Source organism: Leifsonia sp. Soil_N53 (assembly GCF_057655165.1).
The window spans coordinates 38,021-63,069 of sequence record NZ_JBDGMM010000046.1; the positions used below are offsets into that span (position 1 = coordinate 38,021).

General features: G+C 71.9%; 18 protein-coding genes. 4 read left to right on the forward strand and 14 right to left on the reverse strand.

Features of this window, described 5'->3' with window-relative positions; genetic code table 11:
- Nucleotides 1-112: 112 nt before the first annotated feature.
- From AC3A3H_RS05895 to AC3A3H_RS05945, 11 genes are all read right to left on the reverse strand, one after another.
- Nucleotides 113-1,033 carry an oxygenase MpaB family protein gene (locus AC3A3H_RS05895; protein ID WP_487613614.1) on the reverse strand — a complete coding sequence of 307 codons (921 nt, stop codon included), beginning with the start codon at nt 1,031-1,033 and terminating at the stop codon, nt 113-115.
- Nucleotides 1,030-1,590 carry a YbaK/EbsC family protein gene (locus AC3A3H_RS05900; RefSeq protein WP_487613615.1) on the reverse strand — a complete coding sequence of 187 codons (561 nt, stop codon included), beginning with the start codon at nt 1,588-1,590 and terminating at the stop codon, nt 1,030-1,032. Before AC3A3H_RS05900 ends, AC3A3H_RS05895 begins: the two co-directional genes overlap by 4 nt.
- 4 nt (nt 1,591-1,594) lie before the next feature.
- Complete coding sequence (locus AC3A3H_RS05905; RefSeq protein WP_487613616.1) at nt 1,595-2,113, reverse strand: N-acetyltransferase family protein; 519 nt, start codon at nt 2,111-2,113, stop codon at nt 1,595-1,597.
- Entirely contained in the window at nt 2,110-3,609 is a 1,500-nt protein-coding gene (gatB, locus tag AC3A3H_RS05910; RefSeq protein ID WP_487613617.1) for an Asp-tRNA(Asn)/Glu-tRNA(Gln) amidotransferase subunit GatB, read from the reverse strand. Before gatB ends, AC3A3H_RS05905 begins: the two co-directional genes overlap by 4 nt.
- Nucleotides 3,609-5,156, reverse strand: a complete 1,548-nt coding sequence (gene gatA / locus AC3A3H_RS05915) for an Asp-tRNA(Asn)/Glu-tRNA(Gln) amidotransferase subunit GatA (RefSeq protein ID WP_487613618.1) — start codon at nt 5,154-5,156, stop codon at nt 3,609-3,611. Before gatA ends, gatB begins: the two co-directional genes overlap by 1 nt.
- Nucleotides 5,157-5,158: 2 nt before the next feature.
- Nucleotides 5,159-5,455 (reverse strand): Asp-tRNA(Asn)/Glu-tRNA(Gln) amidotransferase subunit GatC, encoded by a 297-nt coding sequence (gatC, locus tag AC3A3H_RS05920; RefSeq protein ID WP_487613619.1) that lies wholly within the window; start codon nt 5,453-5,455, stop codon nt 5,159-5,161.
- Between the two features lie 45 nt (nt 5,456-5,500).
- Nucleotides 5,501-7,297 carry an alkaline phosphatase family protein gene (locus AC3A3H_RS05925; protein WP_487613620.1) on the reverse strand — a complete coding sequence of 599 codons (1,797 nt, stop codon included), beginning with the start codon at nt 7,295-7,297 and terminating at the stop codon, nt 5,501-5,503.
- Nucleotides 7,298-7,320: 23 nt separating this feature from the next.
- Nucleotides 7,321-8,559 (reverse strand): alpha/beta hydrolase, encoded by a 1,239-nt coding sequence (locus AC3A3H_RS05930; protein WP_487613621.1) that lies wholly within the window; start codon nt 8,557-8,559, stop codon nt 7,321-7,323.
- Nucleotides 8,560-8,783: 224 nt separating this feature from the next.
- Nucleotides 8,784-11,054, reverse strand: coding sequence for an NAD-dependent DNA ligase LigA (gene ligA, locus AC3A3H_RS05935; protein WP_487613622.1), 2,271 nt, complete (start codon nt 11,052-11,054; stop codon nt 8,784-8,786).
- A 230-nt stretch (nt 11,055-11,284) separates the two neighbouring features.
- Complete coding sequence (gene mnmA, locus AC3A3H_RS05940) at nt 11,285-12,385, reverse strand: tRNA 2-thiouridine(34) synthase MnmA (RefSeq protein WP_487613623.1); 1,101 nt, start codon at nt 12,383-12,385, stop codon at nt 11,285-11,287.
- A 9-nt stretch (nt 12,386-12,394) separates the two neighbouring features.
- Nucleotides 12,395-13,612, reverse strand: coding sequence for a cysteine desulfurase family protein (locus tag AC3A3H_RS05945; RefSeq protein ID WP_487613624.1), 1,218 nt, complete (start codon nt 13,610-13,612; stop codon nt 12,395-12,397).
- 48 nt (nt 13,613-13,660) lie between these two features.
- Between AC3A3H_RS05945 and glgX the strand changes: the two genes are divergently transcribed.
- The gene (glgX, locus tag AC3A3H_RS05950) at nt 13,661-15,799 is read left to right on the forward strand and encodes a glycogen debranching protein GlgX (RefSeq protein ID WP_487613625.1); all 2,139 of its coding nucleotides are present in this window, start codon (nt 13,661-13,663) and stop codon (nt 15,797-15,799) included.
- Nucleotides 15,799-16,287, forward strand: a complete 489-nt coding sequence (gene ybaK / locus AC3A3H_RS05955) for a Cys-tRNA(Pro) deacylase (protein WP_487613626.1) — start codon at nt 15,799-15,801, stop codon at nt 16,285-16,287. The genes glgX and ybaK overlap by 1 nt, the downstream gene beginning before the upstream one ends.
- 11 nt (nt 16,288-16,298) lie before the next feature.
- Here ybaK and glgP read toward each other — a convergent pair whose 3' ends face one another.
- Nucleotides 16,299-18,866 (reverse strand): alpha-glucan family phosphorylase, encoded by a 2,568-nt coding sequence (gene glgP / locus AC3A3H_RS05960; protein WP_487613627.1) that lies wholly within the window; start codon nt 18,864-18,866, stop codon nt 16,299-16,301.
- An 81-nt stretch (nt 18,867-18,947) separates the two neighbouring features.
- On the opposite strand from glgP, the gene AC3A3H_RS05965 reads away from it, so the two are divergent.
- Together AC3A3H_RS05965 and glgB are read left to right on the forward strand one after the other, a co-directional pair.
- Nucleotides 18,948-21,017, forward strand: coding sequence for an alpha-1,4-glucan--maltose-1-phosphate maltosyltransferase (locus tag AC3A3H_RS05965; RefSeq protein WP_487613628.1), 2,070 nt, complete (start codon nt 18,948-18,950; stop codon nt 21,015-21,017).
- Nucleotides 21,014-23,221, forward strand: a complete 2,208-nt coding sequence (glgB, locus tag AC3A3H_RS05970) for a 1,4-alpha-glucan branching protein GlgB (RefSeq protein WP_487613629.1) — start codon at nt 21,014-21,016, stop codon at nt 23,219-23,221. The genes AC3A3H_RS05965 and glgB overlap by 4 nt, the downstream gene beginning before the upstream one ends.
- On the opposite strand, the gene AC3A3H_RS05975 is transcribed toward glgB, so the two are convergent.
- The gene (locus tag AC3A3H_RS05975; protein WP_487613630.1) at nt 23,127-23,990 is read right to left on the reverse strand and encodes an SDR family oxidoreductase; all 864 of its coding nucleotides are present in this window, start codon (nt 23,988-23,990) and stop codon (nt 23,127-23,129) included. The genes glgB and AC3A3H_RS05975 overlap by 95 nt on opposite strands.
- A gap of 67 nt (nt 23,991-24,057) precedes the next feature.
- The gene (locus tag AC3A3H_RS05980) at nt 24,058-25,023 is read right to left on the reverse strand and encodes a tetratricopeptide repeat protein (protein WP_487613631.1); all 966 of its coding nucleotides are present in this window, start codon (nt 25,021-25,023) and stop codon (nt 24,058-24,060) included.
- Between the last annotated feature and the right edge of the window lie 26 nt (nt 25,024-25,049).

The following is a 25,049-nucleotide window of genomic DNA, read 5'->3' on the forward strand; positions in this document are numbered from 1 at the left end:
CGGTGACTCGGGTCCGCTCACCGGTGAGCGGGCCACCGGAGCACAGCGTAAACCCGCAGGGGGACGATGGGGTGCCTGTTCTCCTGCGAGGACGCTCAGGCGCCGTGCCCGGTCAGGCGCCCGCGGCCTCTGCCAGCCGCGCCAGACGCCTCCGCGCGGCCAGCTCCGCCTGCGTCCGCGGCCCGAGCAGCAGCTGCGCTCCCCCGAGCACGACGGCCGTCGCACGGTGGACGGGCAGCCGATCGGAGACCGGCAGCCCGAGCAGGGCGCGGTGCCGCGGCTCCAGGGTCGACACGGCCGCCCGGAACAGCACCCGGTACGACGGCCGCAGCGTCCAGCGCAGCGGCGCGCGCCGGATGAAGCGCACGATCTCCTCCACCTCGGGACCGCCGCGGAGGTCGCCCGCGTCGGTCACCGCGTCGATCCGCGCGCGCAGCTCGGCGGCGGTGCGCGGCGGGTCGGCCACGCCCATCAGCTCGGCCGCGGTGGCCCACTCGCCCACGTAGCCGTCGGCGCCGCCCGGGATCGGCCGCCCCCACTGCTCATGGGCGGTGAGGAACGCGTCGGTGAAGGCCAGATGCACCCACGCGGCCAGCTCGGGGTCGTTCGCCGCGTACGGGCGGGTGACGCCGTGGCCGTCGACGTAGCTGCCGAGCACCCGCGCGTGCAGGGTCTTCACCATTTCCGAGCCCGCGATCGCCTGACCCCGGCTGCCGAAGGTGACCGTGTGGATCCACTGGATCGTGCCGGCCAGCCGGCCGAGCGGGTCCTCGCGGTACCGGGAGTGCTCGCGGACGCCTGCCAGGGCGCCCGGGTGGAGCGCCTGCAGCAGGAGGGCGCGTACGCCGGCGACCAGGGTCGGCATCCCGCCGTGCACCGTCCACGCCGCCCCGCCCGCCGGGAAGAAGCCCTCGTCCTCGCCGTCCTCCAGCCGCAGCACCCAACTCGGGATGCGGTCCGAGCGGCCGGACAGCGTCTCGATCAGGTGCGCGCGCACCGGACCCAGGAGGCGGTCGACGGGGGCGCCGGTCATCGCGGCGGCAGCTCCATGCCCAGCCCGTCGATCACCTGGGCGGCCGGGAGCTCGCCCAGCAGCCGGCCGGGCAGGAGGATCTTGGAGCGGCGCACGCCCGAGCCGATGATGACCACGACGCCGTCCGCGACGACCCGGGAGTCGACCAGCAGCGGCCACTCGGCCGGGAGGCCGATCGGGGTGATCCCGCCGTACTCCATCCCGGTGAGCTCCACGGCGCGCTCCATCGGCAGGAAGGAGGCCTTGCGGACGTCGAGCAGGCGCTTGACGGTGTTGTTGACGTCGGCGCGGGTCGTGGCGAGCACGACGCAAGCGGCGATCCGCTCGACGCCCTCGCGTTTTCCGCCCACGACGACGCAGTTGGCGAGCGTGTCGGCGCTGAGGCCGAACTGCTCCTGCGTGGCGGCGGTGTCGGACACGTCAGGGTCGATCTCGACCACGCCGACCTCGTCCAGCCAGCCGAGCGCGGTCAGCGTCGCGAGGGTGGCCGGGGCCACCAGGTCGGTGCGGGAGGAGGCAGGGGCCGTGGTCAGCCCGCCGAGAGTGAAGACGCCCATGCGTTCAGGCTAGCGCGACCCGCTTGTACATGATGGTCGTGCCGCCGAGGGCGCCAGACGGGCTGACCGCGTAGTCCGGGATGCCGCCCACGGTCTGCCAGCCCCACCGCGTGTACAGCGACTCGGCCAGGCTGCCGGTCTCGGTGTCGAGGACCAGCAGGGTGAGCCCGCCCGCCGCCGCGTACTCCTCCAGCGCGCCCATCAGCGCCGGCGCGATGCCGCGCCCGCGTGCGTCGCGGTGCACCATGAGCTTGATGACCTCCGCACGATGCGGGCCGTTGCGCTTGGCCGCGCGCACCAGGGTGATCGTACCGAGCGCGCGGTCGCCGTCGCGGGCGACCCAGGTCTCGGTGGCCGGGTCGGCGAAGAGCGCCGCCCACCACCGGGTCGCCTCGTCGAGCGTGGGCGGCTCGATCCAGCCGACGCTCGCGCCGGACTCCACGGTGTCGATGAGCACGGGCGCGAGCGCTGCCGCCGTGGTGGCGGCGCTCGCGTCCGTGACCCGTTCGACAGCCGCTGTCACTGCGCTGAGCGCTCCAGCACCAGCTCGCGCACGCGTGCAGCGTCCGCCTGGCCCTTCATCGCCTTCATCACGGCGCCGATGACCGCACCGGCCGCCTGCACCTTGCCGTCGCGGATCTTCTCCAGCACGTCGGGCTGGGCCGCCAGCGCCTCGTCGATGGCCGCGATCAGCGCGCCGTCATCCGAGACGACCGCGAGTCCGCGGGCGTCCACGACCTCCTGCGGCGCGCCCTCGCCGGCGATGACGCCCTCCAGCACCTGGCGGGCCAGGCGGTCGGTGAGGGTGCCGGCGTCGACCAGAGCGGCGAGCTCGGCGACGTGCTGCGGGCTGACCAGCGTGCCTGCGGGGACGCCCTGGGCGTTCGCGAGGCGCGCGATCTCGCCGGTCCACCACTTGCGGGCGGCGGCCGGGGTCGCGCCGGCGGCGATCGTGGCCTCCAGCTCGTCCAGCAGCTCGGCGTTGTCCACGTCCTGGAACTCCAGCGCGGTGAAGCCCCACTCGGCGGTCAGGCGCTTGCGGCGGGCGGCGGGCGCCTCGGGCAGCGTGCCGCGCAGCTCCTCGACCCACTCGCGGCTCGGCGCGACCGGCACCAGATCGGGCTCCGGGAAATACCGGTAGTCGTCGGCGTCCGACTTGGGGCGCCCCGCGGAGGTGGTGCCGGTGTCCTCGTGCCAGTGCCGGGTCTCCTGCGTGATCGTGCCGCCGGCGTCGAGGATGGCAGCCTGGCGCTGGATCTCGTAGCGGACCGCGCGCTCGATCGAACGGAGCGAGTTCACGTTCTTGGTCTCGGTGCGCGTCCCGAGCTGCGAGGAGCCGCGGCGACGCAGCGACACGTTCGCGTCGCAGCGCACGTTGCCTTCCTCCATGCGGGCGTTGGAGACGCCGAGCGCCTTGACCAGGTCGCGGATCGCCCGCACGTAGGTGCCGCCGACCTGCGGGGCGTCGGCCTCCGCGCCCTCGATGATCTTGGTGACGATCTCGACCAGCGGCACGCCGCCGCGGTTGAAGTCGACCAGCGAGTAGTCGGCGCCCTGGATGCGGCCGGTGGCGCCGCCGACGTGCGTCAGCTTGCCGGCGTCCTCCTCCATGTGGGCCCGCTCGATCTCGATGGTCAGCTCGCGGCCGTTCTCCAGCTCGATGGTGACGACGCCGTCGTGCGCGATCGGCTCATCGTACTGGGAGGTCTGGAAGTCCTTGGCCAGGTCGGGGTAGAAGTAGTTCTTCCGCGCGAACCGGCTCGACTCCGCGATCTCGCAGCCGAGCGCGAGCCCGAGCCGGATACTCGACTCGATCGCCTTCTCGTTGACCTGCGGGAGGCCGCCGGGCAGGCCCAGGCAGGTCGGGCAGGTGTTCGTGTTCGCGCCGGAGCCGAACTCGTTCGCGCAGCCGCAGAACATCTTGGTCGCCGTGTTCAGCTCGACGTGCACCTCGAACCCGAGCACCGGCTCGAACAGCTCGATGGCCTTGTCGTAGTCCATCAATTCGGCCGTGGCCATCAGACCGCTCCCTCTTCGCTCGCGAACATCTCGGTGGCGCTCAGGTCGGGCGCCTGGCTCAGCAGGCTTCCGCCCCACTGCTCCTCCAGCAGCCGTTCGAGCGCGGCGCCGATCGTGTAGAGCCGGGCGTCGGCGCGCGCCGGGGTCATCAGCTGGAGGCCGACGGGGAGGCCGTCCTCCGGCGCGAGGCCGATCGGCAGGCCCATGCCGGGCACGCCGGCCAGGTTGGCCGGGATGGTGGTGATGTCGTTGAGGTACATCGCCATCGGGTCGGCCAGCTTCTCGCCGAACTTGAACGCCGTGGTCGGCGCGCTCGGGCTGACCAGGACGTCCACCTTCTCGAACGCGGCGGAGAAGTCGCGCTGGATGAGCGTGCGGACCTTCTGGGCCGAGCCGTAGTAGGCGTCGTAGTAGCCGGCGCTCAGCGCGTAGGTGCCGAGGATGATGCGGCGCTTGACCTCGGTGCCGAAGCCGGCGTCGCGGGTCGCGGCCATCACGCGCTCGACCGTGACCGGGCCGTCCTCGGGGTTCACCCGGAGGCCGAACCGCACCGAGTCGAAGCGGGCCAGGTTGCTGGAGGCCTCGGCCGGCAGGATCAGATAGTAGGCGGCGACCGCGTACTCGAAGCTCGGAGCCTCGACCTCCGCGATCTCGGCGCCCGCGCCCTCCAGGAGCGCCAGCGCCTCCACGAAGCGCTGCTTCACGCCGGCCTGGAAGCCCTCGCCGTTCAGCTCGCGCACGACGCCGACCCGGATGCCTTTCAGGGCGCCGTCGCGCAGGCCGGCACGCGCGGCCTCCGCCATCGACGGCCAGGTGTCGGTCAGCGACGTCGAGTCGAACTTGTCGTGCCCTGCGATGACGTCGTGCAGCAGCCCGGCGTCGAGCACGCTGCGGGACACCGGGCCGACCTGGTCGAGCGAGCTGGCGAGCGCGATCGCGCCGTAGCGGCTCACGCCGCCGTAGGTGGGCTTGACGCCGACCGAGCCGGTGACGGCGGCGGGCTGGCGGATCGAGCCGCCGGTGTCGGAGCCGAGCGCGAACGGCGCCTCGAACGCCGACACGGCCGCGGCCGAGCCGCCGCCGGAGCCGCCGGGGATGCGCTCCAGGTCCCACGGGTTGCGGGTGGGTCCGTAGGCGGAGTGCTCGGTGGAGGAGCCCATCGCGAACTCGTCCATGTTGGTCTTGCCGAGCGGCACCAGGTCGGCGTCGCGTAGCTTGCGCACCACGGTGGCGTCGTACGGCGGGATCCAGCCCTCGAGGATGCGCGAGCCGGAGGTCGACGGCATGTCGTGGGTGGCGAGCACGTCCTTGATCGCGACGGGGACGCCGGCGAGCGGCCCGAGCGGGTCGCCTGCGGCCCGGCGGCCGTCGATCTCGGCGGCGGTGCGGACAGCGTTCTCGCTCGCCACGTGCAGGAACGCGTGCACATCGGCGTCGACCGCCTCGATGCGGTCGAGGTGCGCGCGGGTGACGTCCACCGACGACACCTCACGGGCGGCGAGCAGGTCGGCGAGGGTGGCGGCGGAGAGCCTGGTCAGATCCGGCATGCTTACTCCTCGTCCAGGATGGTGGCGACCTTGAACCGGTCGCCCTCGCGCTCGGGAGCGCCGGACAGCGCCTGGTCGACGGTCAGCGACGGGCGCACCTCGTCGGACCGGAACACATTGGTGAGCGGGAGCGGGTGGCTCGTCGCCGGAACGTCGGGACCGGCGACCTCCTGCACCTTCGCGACCGCCTCGACGATCTGGCCGAGCTCGCTGGTGAGGCTCTCGATCTCTTCCGGGCTGAGGTCGATCCTGGCGAGGCTCGCCAGGTGCGCGACCTGTTCTGCGCTGATTTCGGACATGCGTCTCCGTGCTGGTTTCGTCAGTGGGCTGAGTCAATTCTAGGGTCAGCCGAACAGGCCGCGCCCCAGCCGGTCGACCGCCTCGTACGCCTCCCGGTAGGTGCGCGGCACCGCGTCGCCCGGAGCCCCGTAGCGCGCCGTCAGCAGACCGACCAGGCCGATGCCCGGCGGGCTCAGCGGGCGGTCCTGGTCGCCCGGCGCCGGCGGGCCGGCCTCCGGGTTCGGCGGCAGGTACTGCGGCTGGGTGTCCGGCCAGGCGCTGGGCTGGCGCGGCGTGCGCCGGTTCACCGCGTTGTGGATGGTCCGCGCGCCGCGATCCCGCTCGGTGAGGTGCGGCATCCCGTGGTCCCGGCAGAGCGTGGCGACGACCGCGGCGTGCGTCATCTCGTCGTGGATGATCGTCCCGCGCTCGGTGAACGCGGAGATCGCGATCGCGGGCACGCGGAGCCCCAGCCGGTCGAACGTGAAGCCGTTCTCGCCCGGTCCTGCGTCGGGATCGGGCGGGGTCGCCGCGCCAGGTGCGACGTGGTCGTAGGTGCCGCCGTGCTCGTCGAAGGTGACCAGCAGCATCGTGTTGAGCGCGTTCGACCCCTTCGCGCTGCGCGAGCCGCGGATCGCCGAGTACACCTGGTGCAGCAACAGCTCGCCCGCCCGGACATCGGAGATCCCACCCCCGGCGATCGGCGTGCCGTCGACGTCCTCCTCGGTCATCGGGCCGCCCGGCGGGTGCATGTCGTTGTGGTCGTAGAGCAGCCGCGGCTCGATGAAGGCGTAGTCCGGGAGGGTGCCCTCCTCGACGTCCGCGTAGAAGTCGGTCATGGTCCGGAAGTGCGTCTTCCAGTACGGCTCCAGCACAGGGGCGTGGATGAAGCCGGTCAGCGAGATGAGCTGGCGGTCGTCGAAGTACACGCGCCAGCTCCGCCGGGCCTCCTGCAGCCGGTTGAAGATCGTCGGGGCGTCGTTGGCCGGATCGAACCACTTGCGCAGCCCGCCGTCGCCGCCGTTGTCGACGTAGCCGTGCGAGGTGGAGGCGTGGAAGAAGGAGCGGTTGCAGAACGTCTGGGAGGGCACGGCGCAGTGCCAGTCGTCGTACACGGCGAACTGGCGCGCGAGCGTCGAGAACACCGGCAGCATGTCGGGCGTGAATGCGCCCATGATCCGCCGGTAGTCGTCGGGCGCCGGCTCGGCGCCGGTGTCCCTGCGCAGCACGCCGATGTAGTCGCGCACGAAGCCCTTCATCGTCGGCGTCGCGCCGGCGGGCGGCGCGTTGTAGGGCGGCCGCAGCTCGCGCAGCCGCGCGTTCGCGTTGGACGGCGGATCGACGATGCCGAAGAGCTGGGTGTTGACGTGCGGGTACACCTCGCCCGGGTCGGGAGACGGCTGCCGCATGATGAAGTCGGTCGTCCCCTCGTACGGGTGCACCGGGATGTCGCCGCCGGCCGGGTCCGGGTTGCTGTAGTCGCCGAAGGCGAGCCCGTCGAACCGGGCGCCCTTCGGCAGGGTCTTCTCGTCGTAGAGGTAGCCCAGCAGGTTGTCGAACGAGCGGTTCTCGTACATCAGCACGACCAGATGGTCGAAGCCCGCCCGTGCCGGCGGGGGAAGCGTCGGATACTCCTCGCCGCCCTCGGCGCTCGCCCCCTGCGCTGCGGAGCCGGCTCCGGCGACTCCTCCGGCGGCAGCGGCGCCGACCGCGGCTCCCCCTGCCCCGCCGACGACGGCGCCGGCGGCCACCAGTCCGGCGCCTTTGAGGAAGCTGCGCCGGGAGGCCGCGGACGGACGAGTGGCGGTGACGTCGTCGGCGTGGTCGTGCTCGCCGTGCTGGTCGTTCCGCTCCGGATCCATCGCTCCCATTATGCTGACGCGGCTCAGCGCAGGACGAGGCCGCCCTGGTCGATGCCGATCAGCGCCAGGTTGCGCATGCACTCGGTCCCGGTGGTGAAGTACTCGTTGTGACCGCTCGACCCGCCCAGCTTCTTGTGCGTGATCGGGTCGGTCGCGCCGCTCACGCCCATCTTCTCGGCGCCGTACGAGGGCGATCCCGGATCGCTGCCGAAGAACGCGCTGTCGACGATGGGGTCCATCGGGGCCTCCCCGACGAAGACGTTGCCGCCGCGGACGCCGAGCTGGCGCACCGACTGCGCGTCGGAGCCGGGCGATCCCATCAGTGCGAGCGCGTCGACCGTGACGGTCCCCCGCTCGAGCGCGAGGAGTGCCGCGGTCGATCCGTAGGAGTGGGCGAACACGCTCAGGTACGGCGGGTCGGTCTGGCGCAGTGTCTGGATGCCGATCAGCGTGCGCTCCAGGCTGTCCGCGCCCTGGCGGGCGAGCTCGAGTCCGCCGATGTTGGTGAGCACGGGGGTCTGGTAGCCGATCCACGCCACCACGGCGACACCGGGGGTCGTGCCGTTCGAACGCGAGCCGAGGAAACGCTTGAGGAAGCCGGTCTGCTCGGAGTAGAGGTCTTGGGCGACGCCGGCCCAGCTCTCCACCTGCTCCCCCACCGACATGTACATGCCGGGCACGAGGACGCTCACGTACCGGGCGGTGCGGAGGTCGCCGACGACGATCGCGGCCCGCGCGTCGGCGGAGGTGTCGAGCGTGACCAGGGTCCGCTTGACGCCGTCCTTCTTCTTGAGGGCGGTCTCCACGTTGCCGAGGGTGCTGAGCTTGCGCTTGAGCGCGACCCGCTCCGTCTTGCCTCGCTCGGTGCGCAGGGCGGCCTGGGCGGAGGCGATCGTCCGGCTCAGGTCGATCACGTTCGCCTTGCCGCGGATGTCGTAGGGGACGCCCTCCAGGTTGCCGATCACGTGCGGGGCGGATTTGACGAGCGCGGCCTGGCGGGCCGGGTCGAGCAGCTTCCAGAGCTGGCTGACGTCGCTCGCGGCGGGCGGGCTGGTGAGCAGCCGGTCGAGTTCGGCGGAGTGCGCGCTGAGGAAGCCGGGGAGTGCGGACGGGTCGACGGCGCGGATGGAACCGAACACGGCCGCGGCGGTCGGGCCGGACGCCTGGGCGCCTGCGGGGCCCGAACTGGCCGGCGCGTCGCCGATGGCGGCGGGTACGGCCTGGCTGATCGGCGCCGACGCCTGGGCGCTGTCGGCGGGCATGACGAAGGCCCCGGTCAGTCCTGTGACTACCGAGGTGACGATGGATGCTGCTGCAAAGCCGACCAGCACTCCGTCCGGGTCCCTCCGAGAGCGAGCGAGCTAAGCCCTTGTGTGCACCGGGCGAGCGCACACCTCGACTCTAGCCGTATTCGGGGGGTGGACGGATGGACGTTCTACCCCCGATTCAGGGGGATAACTTATGGTCTGTCCACAAATTGACGGACCTATTCGGGCAGTCCGGAGGGTCCTTTCTCCACAAGGATCGCGAACTGGGCGGCGTCGATGACGCGCACGCCGAGCTCCTCCGCCTTGGCGAGCTTCGAACCGGCTCCCGGACCCGCGGCGACGAAGTCGGTCTTCTTCGACACGCTGGAGGCCGCCTTCCCGCCGGCGGCGATGATCGCCTCCTGCGCACCCTCCCGGGAGAAGCCCTCCAGCGATCCGGTGGCGACGACCGTCAGCCCGGCGAGGACGCCGCCCGCCTCGGCCTGCGCGCCGGGGCCGGCGTGGCCGGGCGTGGCGAACTGCACGCCGTCCGCCGCCCAGCGCTCGATGATCTCGCGGTGCCAGTCCACCTCGAACCAGGCGAGCACGGCGTCGGCGATGATGCCGCCGACGCCGTCGACGGCGGCCAGCTCCTCGCGGGTGGCCGACCGGATGGCGTCCAGCGACCCGAAGTGGTCGGCCAGTGCGCGGGCGGCGACCGGCCCGACATGCCGGATGTTGAGCGAGACCAGGATGCGCCAGAGCGGCTTGGTGCGCGCGGCCGCGAGATTCGCGACGAGCTCCAGTGCGTTCTTGGACGGGACGTGCAGTTCGTCGCCGTCGAACTCGGCCGCGTCGGGGTGGAACGGTCCGTCTTTCTTCTGGCGCCGACGGCGGAACGGTGTGTCTACCTTCTCGTCCCCCGATTCGGTGAGCTTGGGCAGGCCGGTCTCGGAGTCGCGGACGACCACCTCGATCGGGAACAGCTCGCGCACGGTCAGGCCGAACAGTCCGGCCTCGGTCGGCAGCGGCGGCTGCTCCGGGAAGCGCGGCTGGGTGAGCGCCGCGGCCGCGACCTCGCCCAGCGCCTCGATGTCCAGGCCGCCGCGGGATCCGATGTGCTCGACCCGGCCGCGCACCTGGGCCGGGCAGAACTCCGCGTTGGGGCAGCGGAGGTCGATGTCGCCCTCCTTCGCCGGTGCGAGCCTGGTGCCGCACTCCGGGCAGTTCTCCGGCATGACGAACGCGCGCTCGGTGCCGTCGCGCAGCTCCACAACCGGCCCGAGGACCTCGGGGATGACGTCGCCCGCCTTGCGCAGGACGACCGTGTCGCCGATCAGGACGCCCTTCGCCTTCACGACGTCCTGGTTGTGCAGCGTCGCCTGCCGCACCTCGGAGCCGGCGACGCGCACCTTCTCCATGACCGCGAACGGCGTCGCCCGGCCGGTGCGACCGACGCTGACGACGATGTCGAGCAGCTTGGTGTTGACCTGCTCCGGCGGGTACTTGTAGGCGATCGCCCAGCGCGGCGCCCGGGAGGTCGCACCGAGCTCGCCGTGCAGGGCGAGCTCGTCGACCTTGATCACGATCCCGTCGATCTCGTGCTCGACGCTGCCGCGGTGCTCGCCGAAGTAGCGGATGAAGTCGTCCACCTCGGCGACCGTGCCGAGCACGCGGTAGTGCGTGGAGGTCGGCAGGCCCCAGGACTTCAGCAGTTCGTAGACCTTCGACTGCGCGTCGACCGGCGGGTTCGCCCACGCCCCGATGCCGTGCACGAGCATGTGCAGGCGGCGCAGGCGGTCGCGCATGAGCGCGAGCTGGGCCGCGTTCTTGCCATCGGCCTTCTGCCGCAGCGAGCCGCTCGCCGCGTTGCGGGCGTTGGCGAAGACGCGCTCGCCGGCCTCCTGCTGGTGCGCGTTGAGCTCGTCGAATTGGGCGACGGGGAAGAACACCTCGCCGCGCACCTCCACCAGGGCCGGGAACGGACCCTCGCCCGCGAGCCGCTGCGGGATGGCGGGGATCTGCCGGATGTTCTCGGTCACGTCCTCCCCCACTACGCCGTCGCCACGCGAGGCGGCCGTGACGAGCACGCCGTTCTCGTAGCGGAGGTTGATGGCGAGGCCGTCGATCTTGAGCTCGCACAGGTAGTCGACCCGGCGGCCGGCGTCGCGCTCTACCTTGGCGGCCCACGCCTCGAACTCCTCCAGCGAGAACACGTTGTCGAGGCTGAGCATCCGCTCGGCGTGCTGGACCGGGGCGAACAGCGTCGTCTGGGCGCGCCCGCCGACCGTCTGGGTCGGGCTGTCCTGGCTCTGCAACTCGGGGTGCAGGCGCTCCAGCTCTTCGAGCCGCCGCAGCATGCGGTCGTAGTCCTCGTCGCTGACGAGCACGGTGTCGCGCTCGTAGTACGCGTCGCGCAGCTCGAGGATGCGCGTCGTCAGGTCCTGCGCCTCCGCGCGCGCCTGAACGGCGTCCGGGGTCTGCTCGCTGTCGCTTGTCTCGATCGCCACCCAGCAAGCATATTCACCGCCACCGACCTCCGGTCGCCAACTCCGGAGGCATCCCCCGACACGCCGCAGCAGGAACCGTAGCTCCGGAGATCCCGGCCGAACCGCGGCGGATCCTCCGGAATTGCCGCGCTACTGCCGTGAGCTACTCCGGAGGCTCGGGCGGGAATGGGGCAGGTTTCCGGAGTTACGGTTCCTGCTGCGGCATGCCGCCTCGAGCCTCCGGAATTGCCTCAGACCGGGACGGCGGAGACGGTGCGGTCGATCGTGGTCTGGCCGAGGACGCGGGTTCCGACGTAGACGACGGCGGTCTGGCCGGGGGCGACGCCGTTCAGCGGCTCGTCGGGGCGGACCACCAGCTCGCCGTCGCGCACCTGCGCCACGGCCGGCACCGGGTCGGCGTGGGCGCGGATCTGCACCTCGCACGCGAACGGCGTCTCCGGCGACACGGGAGGCCGCCCCGCCCAGGTGAAGCGCGAGCCGGCGATCTCGGCGATGTCGAGCGCCTCCTTCGGCCCGACGACCACGGTGTTGTCCTTCGGCCGCACCTCCAGCACGAACCGCGGGCGGCCGTCCGGCGAGGGGTAGCCGATGTTGAGGCCCTTGCGCTGGCCCACCGTGTAGGCGTGCGCGCCCTCGTGCGAACCGAGCCGGTTGCCCTCGCGGTCGAGGATGTCGCCCTCCGCCGCGCCGACGTGCTCGGCCAGCCAGCCGCGCGTGTCGCCGTCGGGGATGAAGCAGATGTCGTGCGAGTCCGGCTTGTTGGCGACGCTCAGGCCGCGGGCGGCCGCCTCGGCGCGCACCTCGGCCTTGGACGGCGTGGCGCCGAGCGGGAACATCGCGTGCGCCAGCTGGTCGGCCGTGAGCACGCCGAGGACATACGACTGGTCCTTCGCCCAGGCGCTGGCGCGGTGCAGCTCGCGGTTGCCGTCCGCGTCGGTCACGATGGCGGCGTAGTGCCCGGTGCACACGGCGTCGAAGCCGAGGTCGAGCGCCTTCTCCAGCAGCGCGGCGAACTTGATGCGCTCGTTGCAGCGCATGCACGGGTTGGGCGTACGGCCCGCCGAGTACTCGGCGATGAAGTCGTCGACCACGTCGAGCTTGAAGCGCTCGGAGAAGTCCCACACGTAGTACGGGATGCCGATGATGTTCGCCGCGCGCTGGGCGTCCATCGAGTCCTCGATCGTGCAGCAGCCGCGGCTGCCGGTGCGCAGTGTGCCGGGCATCCGGCTCAGCGCCAGATGCACCCCGACCACGTCGTGCCCGGCCTCCACGGCACGGGCGGCGGCCACGGCGGAATCGACGCCGCCGCTCATCGCTGCCAGAACTCGCACCACGAGAGTCTACGCCGCGCCGGCTGAACGGCCGCCGGGCGCACGTTCGGCCAGGCCCGCCCGAGCGGCCTGGGCGTACGCGCCGGGCAGCGCCGCGAGCAGCGCGTCCACATCGGCATCGGTCGAGGTGCGGCCGAGCGTGAACCGCAGCGCGCTGCGCGCCTCCTGCTCGGTCCGTCCCATCGCCAGCAGCACGTGCGACGGCTCCGGGATGCCCGCCGTGCACGCCGAGCCGGTGGAGACCGACAGCCCGGCGAGGTCGAGCAGGAAGAGCAGCGAGTCCCCCTGCGCGCCGGGGAAGACGAAGTGGGCGTTGACGGCGACGCGCTCGGAGCCGTCCGCGTCGCCGGTCGGCTCGGGCCCGCTCAGCACGGCCTCGGGCACGGCCTCCCGCACCCCGCGGATCAGCCGGTCGCGCAGCACGGCGAGCCGGCGCGCCTCCTCCACGCGCTCCGCCTCCGCGGCGAGCGCCGCCGCCGCGAACGCGACGGCGGCCGCCACGTCCTGGGTGCCGCTGCGCACCTGGCGCTGCTGTCCACCGCCGTGGATGAGCGGGACCACCGCCGAGCGCCGCCCGAGGACGAGCGCGCCGATCCCGACGGGCCCGCCGATCTTGTGTGCAGAGACACTGAGCGCGTCCACACCCAGCGATGCGAAGTCGAGCGGCAGGTGGCCGTAGGCGGCGACGGCGTCCACGTGGACGGGCACCCCGGCAGCGCGCGCGAGCGCCGCGAGCGCCGCCATCGGCTGGATCGTGCCCACCTCGTTGTTGACCGCGAGGAAGGTCAGCAGCGCAGCGTCCGCGGGCTCCGCCAGCGCCGCACCGACGACGGCCGGCAGGATGTGCCCCTCCGGGTCCAGCGGCAGCCACTGCGGCCGCGCTCCCTCCGCACGCTCCAGCCATTCCACCGCGTCGGCCGTGGCGTGATGCTCTCCGCCCGGCACGAGGATGCGCGGGCGCGCGGCGCCGCTGTTGCGCGCCCAGTAGATCCCCTTGATCGCGAGGTTGATCGCCTCCGTGCCGCCGGAGGTGAACACGACCTCGATCGGGTCGCAGCCCAGGGTCGACGCGACGGCCTCGCGGGCCTCCTCCAGCATCCGCTTGGCCTGCTGACCCTGGCTGTGGATGCTCGACGGGTTGCCGACGAGCCCCAGGGCGGCCGTGAACGCGGCGATCGCCTCGGGGCGCATCGGGGTGGTGGCGGCGTGGTCGAGGTAGACGGGCACCGAGGCCTCCTCAGGGTGCGGCGCGGTGTGATCACTACTCTAGAACGCATGACGTCCGCCGATCCTCTGCGCAACCTGGGTGTACGCGTCGGTCCGCACGGTGGCGAGCTGCGGGTGTTCTCCGCGCACGCCGACGCGATGCAGTTCTGCCTATTCGATCCGAAGGACCCCGACTGGCGGGTGAAGACGGTCGAGATGCACCGGGACGCGAACAATGTCTGGACGGGCCGCTCCCGCAGCCTCCAGGTCGGCAGCCTGTACGCGCTCAACGTGTCGGGGCCGTCCGGTCCGCAGAACACGTTCAATCCGGAGACGCTGCTGATGGACCCGTACACGCGGGGACTCACCCGCGTCGGCCCGGAGGAGTGGCGCTCCACCGTGGTCTCCGACGGCTTCGACTGGGGCGACTCGCACAAGCCGGGCATCCCGTTGGACCACACCGTCGTCTACGAGGCGCACGTGCGCGGCGTCAGCAGGCAGAACCCCGACGTGCCGGAGGAGTTGCGCGGCACCTACGCGGGCCTCGCCCACGAGTCCACGATCGGCTATCTGAAGCACCTCGGCGTCACCGCCGTCGAGCTGCTGCCGGTGCACGCGTTCACGTCCGAGCAGCGGCTCATCCGGGAGGGCCTGACCAACTACTGGGGCTACAACACCCTCAACTTCTTCAGCCCGCACGCGCCGTACGCCACCCGCGCCGCCCAGGCCGCAGGCCCGGACGCCGTGCTGCGCGAGTTCAAGGGGATGGTGAAGCTCCTCCACGAAGCGGGCATCGAGGTGATTCTCGACGTGGTCTACAACCACACCGCCGAGGAGGGCATCGGCGGCCCGCGGACCAGCCTGCGCGGCATCGACAACGCGACCTACTACCGGCAGGACGCGCACGGCGTCTACATCGACGTCACCGGCGTCGGGAACACGCTGGACTTCGGGCACGCCGTCCCGCAGCGGCTGGTGCTGGACTCGCTGCGCTACTGGGCGCGGGAGGTGCAGATCGACGGCTTCCGATTCGACCTCGCCACCACGCTGGGCCGCGGGGAGGACGCCGCCTACAGCCGCGACCATCCCCTCCTCAACGCGATGCTGGCCGATCCCGACCTCGCCGACGTCAAGCTCATCGCCGAGCCGTGGGATGTCGGCATCGGCGGCTGGCAGACGGGCAACTTCCCGGGCGGCACGGCCGGGCGGGACGGCTGGTCGGAGTGGAACGACCGCTATCGCGACCGCGTCCGCAACTTCTGGCTCGCCGACATCGCCGACGCCAGGCGCAACGGCCAGGCTCCGATCGGCATCGGCGGCTTCGCCACCCGGCTCGCCGGATCGTCCAACACCTTCTCGCCCGAGCGCGGCCCGCTGGCCTCCATCAACTTCGTCACCGCGCACGACGGCTTCACGATGGCCGACCTCACCGCCTACAACGTCAAGCACAACCTGGGCAACGGCGAGGACAACCGCGACGGCACCGACAACAACCGGTCGTTCAACCACGGCGCGGAGGGCCCGACCCTCGACGAGCGCGTGCTGCTCGACCGGCACAAGGCGATGCGCAACCTGATGGGCACGCTGCTGCTGTCCGCGGGCGTCCCGATGATCACGGCCGGCGACGAGTACGGCCGCAGCCAGCGCGGGAACAACAACGCCTACTGCCAGGACAGCGAGCTCACCTGGCTGAGCTGGCTGCGCACCCGGGAGCAGCGGGAGATGTTCGACACCACCCGCCGGCTCCTGGAGCTGCGCCGGGAGAACCCCGCACTGCGCCCGAGCCGGTTCGCCGTGTACGGCAAGACCACGCCCAACGCCAGCCACATGGACTGGTACGACGCCACCGGCGCGCTCATGGACGACGACGACTGGAACTCTCCGGAGAACCGGACACTTCAGTACCTCGCGGCCTCGACGCCCGACAAGGAGGAGTTCAACCGCGTGCTCCTGATCGTGCACGGCGTCGAGGACGACGTGCAGGTCGCGCTGCCGGTCGCGCCCGGTGTGGAGTCGTACCAGCTGCTCTGGGACAGCGCCACCGAGGTGCCGATCGCGGCGGACGGCGAGGAGCTGGCGCCGGGCAGCACCCAGATGGTGGGCGGGACTTCGATGCAGCTCTACCGGGCGAACGGGCCGCGCGTCGACTCGCCGGCCGGCACCACGGCCGCCACAGCGACCGAGGCGACGGCCGAGGCGACCGCCTGATGGCCAAGCGTTCCGCCTCCGCGGGCACGCCCGCCACGGCTGCGCTCACCGCCGCCGCCATCCCGTTCGCCGTTCACGCGTACGAGCACGACCCCGCCGCCGCCTCGTACGGGCTGGAGGCCGCCGAGGCGCTCGGCGTCGATCCCGAACGCGTGTTCAAGACACTGCTGGCGGACACCGAGCTCGGGCTGGTGGTCGGCGTCGTCCCGGTGACGGGGATGCTCGACCTCAAGGCGCTGGCCGCCGCGGTCGGCGCCAAGCGGGCGAGCATGGCCGACCCGGCCGTCGCCGAACGGCGCACGGGCTACGTGGTGGGCGGCATCTCCCCCATCGGCCAGAAGACCCGACACGTCACCGTCGTGGACGAGACCGCCCAGCTCTACGACACCGTCTTCGTGTCGGGAGGCCGCCGCGGCCTGGACCTGGAGCTCGCACCCGACGCGCTCCTCACCGCCAGCGCCGCCAGCTACGCCCCCATCGCCAAGTAGCGAGCGGCCGGTCAGGCGGCGGCGACGAGGCCGAGCTCGGCCGAGGACAGCAGCAGGTCGTTGACGGGGACGACGCGGACGGTGTAGCCGAACGAGCCCGCCCAGGTGAGCGTGACCCGCCCGGCGAACTCGTGCGCGACCGACGGGTCGGCGCCCGGGACCGCGTGCTCCAGCTCCAGGCGCTCGTAGTGCACGCCGGTCAGGTCCTCGCCGTCCAGGCTGCGGCCGTAGACCAGCTGCACCTCCACGTCCTCCGGGCGCAGCCCGTTCAGGTGCACGAGCGCACGCACCCGGAGCTCGTCGCCGACCTGCGGCACGTCGTCGAGGCCGCCCGCGTCCACGTGCGCGACGTTCACGCCGGGCCACGCGGATCGCACCCGGTCCTTCCAGGCCGCGAGCTCCCGCGCAGCGCGGTAGTCGTCGTCGCTGAGCCTCTTCTCGTTGGCGGCCGCGGGCATGTAGAGCCGCTCCACGTACTCGCGCACCATGCGCTCGGCGCTGAGCGGCGAGGACAGCGTCGCGAGGGTGTGCCGGATCTGGCCCACCCACGTCGCCGGGACGCCGTCGCCGTCGCGATCGTAGAACCGCGGTGCGATCTGGTGCTCGATCAGGTCGTACATCGCCTCGGCCTCCAGGGCGTCGCGCTCGGCGCCGTCCCCCGCGGCGTCGGCGGACGGGATGGCCCAGCCGTTCTCGCCGTCGTAGAACTCGTTCCACCAGCCGTCGAGGATCGACAGGTTGAGCGCGCCGTTCAGCGCCGCCTTCATGCCGGACGTCCCGCAAGCCTCCAGGGGCCGCAGCGGGTTGTTCAGCCAGACGTCGGTGCCAGGGTAGAGCTGCTGCGCCATCCCGATGTCGTAGTCGGGCAGGAACACCATCCGCGCGCGGATCTCCGGCTCGGAGGCGAACTGCACGAGCTTCTGGATGAGGCGCTTGCCCTCGTCGTCGGCCGGGTGGGACTTGCCCGCGATGACGAACTGCACGGGACGCTCGGGGTGCAGCAGGATGTTCTTCAGCCGCTCGGGGTCGTGCAGCATCAGCGTGAGGCGCTTGTACGTCGGCACGCGCCGGGCGAAGCCGATCGTGAGCACGTTCGGGTCGAGGAGGTCGTTGATCCAGACCGGCGCGATCCCGCCGGGGTTCTGCGACTCCCAGGCTGCGGCGACACGGTGCCTGGCGTCCTTGACGAGCTGCTCGCGCATCCGGGTGCGCACGCTCCAGAGGTCGAGGTCGGTCACGGCACCCGCGTTGGCCCAGTCGGCGTGCGTGGTGTCGTCGGTGCCCAGCCGCTCGACGGCGAGGCTGCGCAGCATCGGATCGGTCCAGGTCTGGGCGTGGACGCCGTTGGTGACCGAGTCGATCGGCACCTCCGCGCTGTCGAACCCGGGGAACAGGCCGCCGAACATCTGCCGGCTGACCTCCCCGTGCAGTCGCGACACGCCGTTGGCGTGCTGACCGAGCCGCAGGCCCATGACCGCCATGTTGTACACGGAGTCGGAGCCGCCCGGGTAGTCCTCGGCGCCGAGCGCGAGCACCTGCTCCGGCTCGACACCGGGCAGCAGCGAGGTGGAGAAGTAGCGCTCGACGAGCGACCGGTCGAAGCGGTCGATCCCGGCCGGCACCGGTGTATGGGTGGTGAACACCGTGCCGGCGCGCACCACCTGGAGCGCCTCGTCGAAGGTGAGGCCCTCGCCGATCAGGTCGGAGATGCGCTCCAGCCCGAGGAAGCCGGCGTGGCCCTCGTTGGTGTGGAACACCTCCGCCTCCGCCGCACCGGTGAGCCCGGCCCACGCCTTCACGGCGCGCACGCCCCCGATGCCGAGCAGCAGCTCCTGGAGCAGGCGATGCTCGCCGCCGCCGCCGTAGAGCCGATCGGTGACCGAGCGCAGGCTCTCGTCGTTCTCGGGGATGTCGGTGTCCAGCAGCAGCAAAGTCACCCGGCCGACGGCCGCCTGCCAGACCCGGGCGCGCAGCTCTCCGGCCGGGAGCGCGAGGGTGATCTGCACGGCGGCGCCGTCGGGATCGCGGAGGACGCTGAGCGGGAGCCCGTCCGGGTCGAGCGCGGGGTAGCTCTCGAGTTGCCAGCCGTCGGGCGTGATCGCCTGCGCGAAGTAGCCGGAGCGGTAGAACAGCCCGACCGCGACCAGCGGCGCGCCGAGGTCGCTGGCGGCCTTGAGGTGATCACCGGCGAGGATGCCGAGACCGCCGGAGTACTGCGGCAGCGAGGACGCGATGCCGAACTCCGGCGAGAAGTAGGCGATGGCCGCCGGGGCCGAGTCGCCGAGCGACTGGTACCAGCGCGGGTCGTGGATGTAGGCGCGCAGCTCGTCGCGGACGTGGTTCGCCCAGTCGACGTAGCCCTGGTCGCCCGCGAGCTCGGCGAGTCTCGCCGGTTCGACCGAGCCGAGGAGCGCGATCGGATCGTGCTCCACCTCCTGCCAGAGCTCCGGCGAGATGCGGGCGAACAGCTCCTTGGTCGGCTCGTGCCACGACCAGCGGAGGTTGCCCGCGATCTCCTCCAATGCGGAGAGGGTGTCGGGGAGGACTGCGCGGACGGTGAATCTACGGATGGCCTTCACTCGCACGAGCATAGACGCGCCGCGTAACGGGAGTGTTAATGAGGCTCATGACGAAAGTACGAATGAGTGTACGGTCGGCATGTGGGAAAGAGCGCAGCGACCAAATCCTCAGCCGCCGCAGCACCGGAGGCGCCGGCTCCCGTCGAGTACGATCCTCTGCTCCCCCGGATCCCGATCCTGGGCCTCTCCCCCCAGGTCGATGAGGGCCACTGGGCCGCGTCGGCGTTCAGCGGGGAGGTCGTGCCGTTCGGGGCCACCGCCTTCCGGGAGGGGCACGACCGGATCGGGGTGGACCTGATCCTGCTCGACCCGTCCGGCGTCCAGACCGAGCACCGGATGCGGCCGCTCGCCCCTGGCACTGACCGCTGGGGCGTCGAGGTCCAGCTCGAGGAGGAGGGCCTGTGGCGCTACCGCGTCCAGGCCTACGCCGACGAATATGCGACCTGGCGGCACAACGCCGAGGTCAAGGTCCCGGCCGGCATCGACGTCGAACTGATGCTGACGATCGGCCGCGAGCTGCTGGAGAAGGCCGCGACCGACAAGCGCCGCAGCACCGCGGAGCGCCGCCACCTCTCCGAGGCCGCGCGCGTCGTCGGCGACGCCGACCGCAGCGTGGACGAGCGCTTCCAGGCGGCGGTGGACGACCGCATCCGGCGCATCCTCGGCGAGCGTCCGGTCGTCGCCCTGCCCTCGCTCTCGGCGACCCGCGCCGTCCTGGTCGAGCGCACGCGCGCCGGGGTCGGCAGCTGGTACGAGTTCTTCCCGCGATCGGAGGGCGCCAAGCGCCGGCCGGACGGCTCCTGGCAGTCCGGCACCTTCCGCACGGCGGCCAAGCGTCTCCCCGAGGTGGCGGCGATGGGCTTCGACGTCGTGTACCTCCCGCCCATCCACCCGATCGGCCGCACCTTCCGCAAGGGCCCGAACAACACGCTGGACGCCGGCCCGGACGATCCCGGCTCGCCGTGGGCGATCGGCGGCCCCGACGGCGGCCACGACGCCATCCACCCCGAGCTCGGCACCGAGAAGGACTTCGTGTTCTTCCTCGGCAAGGCCAAGCAGGCCGGGCTGGAGATCGCCCTGGACCTCGCCCTGCAGGCGTCCCCCGACCATCCCTGGGTCACCACGCATCCCGAGTGGTTCACCACGCTCCCGGACGGGACGATCGCGTACGCCGAGAACCCGCCGAAGAAGTACCAGGACATCTACCCCATCAACTTCGACAACGACTACGACGGCCTGCGCCACGAGGTGCTGCGCATCGTCCGGCACTGGATGTCGCTCGGTGTGCGGATCTTCCGGGTGGACAACCCGCACACCAAGCCGCTGCACTTCTGGGAGTGGCTCATCCACACCGTCAACGCCACCGACCCCGACGTGGTGTTCCTCGCCGAGGCGTTCACCCGTCCAGCGCTGCTGCACACGCTCGCGAAGGCCGGCTTCCAGCAGTCGTACACCTACTTCACCTGGCGCAACACGAAGGAGGAGCTGGAGGAGTTCCTGACCGGGCTCGCGACGGAGACCGCCGACTTCCTCCGCCCGAACCTGTTCGTGAACACTCCGGACATCCTCACCGAGTACCTGCAGTTCGGCGGCCCGGCCGCCTTCAAGATCCGGGCGGCGATCGCGGCCACGGGCGCGCCGACCTGGGGCGTCTACTCCGGCTTCGAGCTGTTCGAGAACGTCGCCCGCCCGGGCGCCGAGGAGTACATCGACAACGAGAAGTACGAGTTCCGGCCGCGCGACTACGCCAGGGCCGCCGCCCTCGGCCGCTCGCTGGCGCCGTACCTGACCATGCTCAACCGCGCGCGCAGCGAGCACCCGGCCCTCCGCCAGCTCCGCAACCTCCACGTGCACCGCAGCGAGGACGACGCGGTCCTGGTCTACTCGAAGTTCCTCGCGGGCGAGTTCACCCGCAGCGGCAAGCCCGACGCGATCCTCGTCGTCGCCAACGTCGACCCGCACTCGGTGCGCGAGACGATGGTCCACCTGGACCTCGCGGCGCTCGGCATCGAGCCCGGCGCGCAGTTCGAGGTGCGCGACCTCGTCACCGGCCAGCGCTGGACCTGGGGGGCGGACGCCTACGTCCGTCTCGACGCGTTCACCGAGCCCGTGCACATCCTGACCGTCAAGCCGTTGGAGGCCGCACGATGACGCCGATCCCCGAGGGCGCTGCCGCCGTCGAACTGCCCACCCTGGACGACGGGCTCCTGCGCGCCGTCGCCGCCGGGAGCCACCACGACCCGCATTCGGTGCTCGGCCAGCACCAGGTCGCCGCGCCGGGGGTCGCGGACCCGATCACGGTCATCCGGGCGCTCCGCCCGCTCGCCGAGGCGGTCTTCGCCATCCTCCCGACCGGTGCGCACATCGAGCTCGCCCACCTCGGCCACGGCATCTGGCAGGGCATCGACATCGTCGGCCCCGGCGCCTACGAACTCGAGGCGCGGTACGCCGGCGGCAGCACCTGGACCACCGACGACCCGTACCGCTTCCTCCCCACGATCGGCGAGCTCGACCTCCACCTGATCCGGGAGGGCAGGCACGAGCAGCTCTGGACGGCGCTCGGCGCGCACGTCCGCGACCTCGGTGGCGTCACCGGGACGGCGTTCGCCGTGTGGGCGCCGCACGCGCAGGCCGTCCGGGTCGTCGGCGACTTCGACGGCTGGGACGGCACCCTGTACGCGATGCGCAACATGGGCGCTTCCGGCGTGTGGGAGCTCTTCGTGCCCGGCCTCGGCGAGGGCGCGATCTACAAGTACGACCTGCTCGGCGCGAACGGCGAATGGGTGCGCAAGATCGACCCGATGGCGCAGGCAGCCGAGACCCCGCCCAACACCGCGTCCGTGATCACGGTCAGCCGGCACAGCTGGGAGGACGGCGAGTGGATGACGCGCCGCGCCGCCAGCGATCCGCACGCCGGCCCGATGAGCGTCTACGAGCTCCACCTCGGCAGCTGGCGGCCGGGGCTCGGCTACCGGGAGGCCGCGGACCAGCTGATCGACTACGTCGGCGCCCTCGGCTACACGCACGTCGAGTTCCTGCCGCTCGCCGAGCACCCGTTCGGCGGCTCGTGGGGCTACCAGGTGACCGGCTACTACGCGCCGACGAGCAGGTTCGGCTCGCCCGACGACCTCAAGTACCTGATCGACCGCCTCCACCAGGCCGGCATCGGCGTCATCCTCGACTGGGTGCCCGGCCACTTCCCCAAGGACGACTGGGCGCTCGCCCGCTTCGACGGCCAGGCGCTCTACGAGCACGCCGACCCGCGCCGCGGCGAGCACAAGGACTGGGGCACCTACATCTTCGACTACGGCAACTCGCAGGTGCGCAACTTTCTGGTCGCGAACGCCCTCTACTGGCTGGAGGAGTTCCACGTCGACGGACTCCGGGTCGACGCGGTGGCCTCCATGCTGTACCTGGACTACTCGCGCGAGCCGGGCGAGTGGGAGCCGAACATCCACGGCGGCCGCGAGAACCTGGAGGCGATCGGCTTCCTCCAAGAGGTCACCGCGACCTCCTACAAGCGCAATCCCGGCACGGTCATGATCGCCGAGGAGTCCACGAGCTACGCCGGCGTCACCGCGCCGACCTCGTCCGGCGGCCTCGGCTTCGGCTTCAAGTGGAACATGGGCTGGATGCACGACGCGCTCCAGTACATCCAGGAGAACCCGATGTGGCGCAGCTACCACCACAGCGAGATCACGTTCTCCCTGGTCTACGCCTGGAGCGAGAACTTCCTGCTGCCGATCAGCCACGACGAGGTCGTGCACGGCAAGGGCTCGCTGATCGGCAAGATGCCGGGCGACCACTGGCAGCAGCTGGCGAACGTGCGCGCGTTCCTCTCGTTCATGTGGGCGCACCCGGGCAAGCAGCTGCTGTTCATGGGTCAGGAGTTCGGGCAGTACTCCGAGTGGAGCGAGGAGCGCGGCCTCGACTGGTGGATGCTCGACCAGCCGAGCCACCGCGGGCTCTGGAACCTCGTCGCACAGCTCAACGCCGTCTACCGCGGGAATCCCGAGCTCTGGGCGCTCGACAACGACCCGGCGGGCTTCGAGTGGCTCGACGGCTCCGACGCCGCCGGCAACGTCCTCGCGTTCCTGCGCAAGGACCGCGACGGCTCACCGATCGCGGTGCTGCTCAACTTCTCGGGCAACCCGCACGGCGACTACCGCGTCGGCCTGCCGTTCGCCGGCGAGTGGGAGGAGCTCCTCAACACCGACGCGGAGGACTTCGGCGGCTCGGGCGTGGGCAACTTCGGCGGTGTCACGGCCTACGACGAGCCGTGGATGGGCCGTCCGGCCTCCGCCGTGCTGACGCTGCCGCCGCTGGGGGCGCTGTACCTTCGACCGCGTCGCTGAGCCAGGCGGCGTAGTCCGGGCCGGCCACGGCGTGCTCGGGCGCGAGGTGACGTCCGGCGCGCCACTCCGAGCCCAGCGGTCCGGCCAGGCGCACCGCCAGGATCGGCCGGCGGGTGCCGGTGGCGTCCTTCCACTTCTGCGCGAGCGCACGCGCGCTCTCGATGCGCGGGCCGCCGATCGTGCGGATGGAGCCGGGCTCGCCCGCGCCCTCCGCGGCGTCGACGACGGCACGCGCGACGTCGGTCACGTCGATCGGCTGGATCCGGGTGCCGGAGGGCGTCGTCACCGTCCCGAAGCGGCGGCCGCGCTCGAAGATCGCGGTGACGAAGTCGTGGAACTGCGTCGCGCGCACGATCCGGACCTCCAGCGGGGAGTCGAGATAGGTGCGCTCCTGCGCGAGCTTCGCCCGGTAGTACGGGTAGCGCGAGCCGTCGATGCCCGCGATGGACAGCAATACCGCCTGGCCGACGCCGTAGCGGGCGGCGGTGTGCAGGAGGTTGCGGGACCCGTGCGCGAAGACGTGCGATGCCGCCCGGCCGGCGGCGTTGCTCGCGTCGATCAGCACGTCGACCCCGTCGACCGCCTCCTCGAGCCCGGCGCCGGTCACGATGTCGGCAGTCACGTACGCGGCGCCGTCGACGTACGCGGGCGCGTCGTCGTCGGGGACGCGCCGGGCGGCGACCACGACCTCGTGGCCGCGCGCGACGGCTTCAGCGGTGATGGCACGACCGGCGAGACCGGTCCCACCGACGACGAGCAGACGGGACATGCGCGAGCCTTCCAGGCGAGGGGATGTCAGCCGCCCTGCGCGGCGATCCCGGAACGAGGGGCGCGCGTCAGTAGAGCAGCGAGGCCAGCCTAGCCCGGGCCTTGGCCACGCGGGGGTCGTCCACGCCGACGATCTCGAAGTACTCGAGGATGCGGCCGCGCACGGCCTCCTTGCCCTCGGCGTCGAGCTTCGGGAACAGGGTGAGCAGCCGGTCGAAGGCGTCGTCGACGTGGCCGCCGGACAGGTCGAGGTCGGCCACGGCGAGCTGCGCCTCGCTGTCGTCGGGGGCGGAGGCCGCGGCGTTCCGGATCTCGTCCAGCGTGCGACCGGCCAGCCGCGCGAGCAGGCTGACCTGGGCGAGACCCGCGATCGCCATGGTGTCGCGGGGATCCTGCGCGATCGCGGTCTTGTAGGCGGTGATCGCCGCGGGGTAGTCGCCGCGGTCGATCGCGTCGTACGCCTCGGCGTGCAGCGGGGGCAGCGGCGGCTCCGGAACCGGCTCGTCGCCCTCACCGGCCGGGGTCTCCCCCGCCTCGGCGTCGACCGCAGCGGTGCCGGTGACCCCGTTCTGCGCGGCCAGCTCGAGGAGCTGCGCGAACACGGCGCGCACCTGGTCCTCCGGCAGCGCTCCGCTGAACAGCTGCACGGGCCGGCCGGAGACGATGCCCGCCACGGCGGGCACGGACTGCGCCTGGAACGCCTGCACCAGCTGCGGGTTCGCGTCGACGTCGACCTGCACGAGCACGACGCGGCCGTCGAGGTCGGTCGTGACGCGGTCGAGGACCGTCGCGAGCGCCCGGTCCGGGTCCGCCCAGGAGGCGGTGAGCGCCACGACGACGGGGATCCGCATGGACAGGTCGAGGAAGTCGTTGAAGTTCGCGTCGGTGCCCTGGAAGAACAGGCTGGGCAGCTCGATCGGCTCGCCCTGCGCCGCGCCGCCCGCGTCGCCCTGGCCGGGCTGGGGCCGGTTGACGAGGCTGCTCAGATCGACGGCGCCGCGGAGATTGGTCGGGTTCGGCGGAAGCTGGCTCATGCGTTCAAGCCTACTGCGCGCTCCCC